Raw genomic sequence first — 2,618 nt, forward strand, 5'->3', positions numbered from 1 at the left:
AGGGGGCCTTCGTAGGGCGCTCCCCTCTCCGTCTCGGCTTCGCCGAGCCACCTCTCCCCACTTCGTGGGGCGAGGAACCTTGATCTTGAGGCGCCGCGTTCCTCACGCCCCTCTGCCCTGCCCACAAGGGGAGACTGGCAGCGCCGCTCGCTTCTATTTCGCCGTGACGGTGCCCGTCATCGAGCTATGGATCGCGCAGTGGAACGGGTGAGCGCCGGCGGCTGTGATCTTGACCTTGGCGCTTTTGCCTTTGGCGAGCTGGCCGGTGTCGAAGGAGCCATCCCCAGCCGTGGCGGTATGCGTCATCGGATCGGCGTTGGTGAAGGTGATGGTGTCGCCGACCGCGACGCTGATCTTCGACGGACTGAACTTCATGCCCTTGATCTGGACCGCGTGATTGGCGGCATAGGCGGGCATGGCCAGGGCAAGCAGGGCAAGAACGAGCATGGTGCGCATGATGGATATCCTCCTGAGCGCGAAATCTCATACGTAACTAACGCCGGCGCGGCGCTTGTCATCCCACAAACCCCACTCTTTTGTGCGAGCCGTCGCAGAAGGGCTTGTTGGCCGAATGCCCGCAGCGGCAGAGGAACACCTTCGTGGTGCGGGCGATGGTGTGGCCAGTGCCGGTGACGATCTCGGCATTGCCTTCGACCTTCAGCGGTCCGTTGCTGGTGGGCGTCACCTTCAGCGGGCCGTCCCGAGCGTCCAGCACCTGCGCCTCCTTCAGCGGCGGCTCGCCGGTGGCAATGAAGCCGGCCTTGATGTGGCTGTTGTCGCAGAACGGCTTGTTCTGCGAGGCGCCGCAGCGGCAGAGCGTGGCGCGGAAGAACGTCTCGTCGCCCAGCACGATCTCGGCATGCACCGCCAGCGGGCCGTTTTCCCGCACGCGAACGGTGTTGACCACCGGCGGCTTCTCCTGCGGCCCGCCATCCTTTCTGGTGTAGGTGATCGCGCCCGACGGGCAGTTTTCGGCCAGCGCCACCACCTGCTCGACGCTCGCCGCTTCCGGGTGGATCCACTCGCCCGGCGCGTTGGGCACGAAGACATGCGGGTTGCCGAGCACGCAGTTGCGCGAATGGATGCAGCGCTTGCCGCTGAAGGAAACGTCGATCTTCTCGCCTTCGACCGTGCCTGCCATTTGGGTGGGCTCTCCTGTTGGGGTGGAGATCAGGCTAGGGCGCGGGCGCGAAGGGCGTCAAGCTGGGAGGATGGGCAGTCTTGGACGACAAGGTTCCTCGCCCCCAAGAAATGGGGGAGAGGTGGCTCGGCGAAGCCGAGACGGAGAGGGGGAGCGCCCTACGAAGGACCCCTCTCCGTCCGCTTCGCGGACACCTCTCCCCGCCTCTGGCGGGGCGAGGAACCCAAGCACGCAAAATTCGAGGGAACAGCGCCCCGCTACTCCTCCAAGTCGATCTCCTCCGTTTGCCCGCCGCTGCAGGTGTAGCAGCAGTCCTCGCAGCTCTGCTGGTTGTTGGGGCCGACGCCCCAATAGGTGCTTTCATCGCCGTCGACCCAGGCCCCGTAGCAGATCTTCTCGCCTTCGTTGCAGGAGATCGGCAGTTGCTTGGTCTCGCCGTCGTCGAGATAGAAGTCCTTGCCCTCGCCCGGCCAGACATAGTCGCGGTCCTGGCTGTAGAGCTCGACGCGCATGGCGTTGGGATGGCCGTTCCTGATCTGGAAGGTGACGTCGCCGGCATGGGCGGCTGGCGCGATGAGGACGGCAAGCGAAAGCGCTGCGGCGGCGCGGCGCGCGAAAGAGATGGACATGAGAACCCCCAAGGTAGAATCGGCCCCCACGGCCGATGGCGGATGATGGCATGGCGTGGGGCAATGCCAAGGGGGGGTGAGGAGGAAATAGGTGAGCGGCGCCGCAGGATTAAGGTTCCTCGCCCCACGAAAGTGGGGAGAGGTGGCTCGGCGAAGCCGAGACGGAGAGGGGAGCGCCCTACGAAAGCCCCCTCTCCGTCCGCTTCGCGGCCACCTCTCCCCCCGCCTTCCGCGGGGGCGAGGAACAGCAGCTTCAACGCCCCGCGCTACTCCGCCAGGTCCACCGTCTCGGTGGAATGCTCCGCGCAGATGAAGCAGCAGGTGTCGCAGGGCTGATCGTTATCGGGGCCGACGCCGGCGCTGACGGAATCGTTGCCGTCCACCCAGGCGCCCCAGCAGATATGCTCGCCCGGCTCGCAGGAGATCGGCACGGATTTCCTCGCCTTCGGCCGGATGAGGAAGACCTTGTCGCCACCCGGCCATACTTTCTGGCTGTCGCGGCTGAACAGCTCCAGCGCGACGCCGTCCGAACGCTGGTTGCGCACGAACACCGACATGTCGGCGGCGAAGGCCGGCGTGGTGAGGAGAAGGAAGGCGAGCAGAGCGCGAATCATGGCGAGGTCCCCGGCGGAGTAGAGCACGGGTTGAGTGCGTAATCTCCCCCCTTGTGGGTTGAGGAGCGGTCCGCGCAGCGGACGGGAAGCCAATTGATTGGCTTTCCGAGCGACGAAAGCCCGGCGGGCCAGAGAGGGGCGCTGTCCCGCCAGCGTCTCAAAGCTTGGTGTCCAGCCGATAGATGGGTAACACTTTGAACCGGATACATGGGTTACAGTTTTCCCCCTGAGTTG

4 protein-coding genes are annotated in these 2,618 nt (G+C 65.4%); all 4 read right to left on the reverse strand.

What is annotated here, in order from left to right:
* Positions 1-153 precede the first annotated feature (153 nt).
* Positions 154-456, reverse strand: a complete 303-nt coding sequence (locus P9272_RS35685; RefSeq protein ID WP_278164887.1) for a cupredoxin family copper-binding protein — start codon at positions 454-456, stop codon at positions 154-156.
* A gap of 58 nt (positions 457-514) precedes the next feature.
* The gene (locus P9272_RS35690; RefSeq protein ID WP_278164889.1) at positions 515-1,141 is read right to left on the reverse strand and encodes a CDGSH iron-sulfur domain-containing protein; all 627 of its coding nucleotides are present in this window, start codon (positions 1,139-1,141) and stop codon (positions 515-517) included.
* Positions 1,142-1,398: 257 nt separating this feature from the next.
* The gene (locus P9272_RS35695) at positions 1,399-1,770 is read right to left on the reverse strand and encodes a hypothetical protein (RefSeq protein ID WP_128261440.1); all 372 of its coding nucleotides are present in this window, start codon (positions 1,768-1,770) and stop codon (positions 1,399-1,401) included.
* Between the two features lie 266 nt (positions 1,771-2,036).
* The gene (locus tag P9272_RS35700) at positions 2,037-2,384 is read right to left on the reverse strand and encodes a hypothetical protein (protein WP_278164892.1); all 348 of its coding nucleotides are present in this window, start codon (positions 2,382-2,384) and stop codon (positions 2,037-2,039) included.
* Positions 2,385-2,618 lie beyond the last annotated feature (234 nt).

The organism is Mesorhizobium sp. WSM4976 (assembly GCF_029625685.1).
GTDB lineage: Bacteria > Pseudomonadota > Alphaproteobacteria > Rhizobiales > Rhizobiaceae > Mesorhizobium.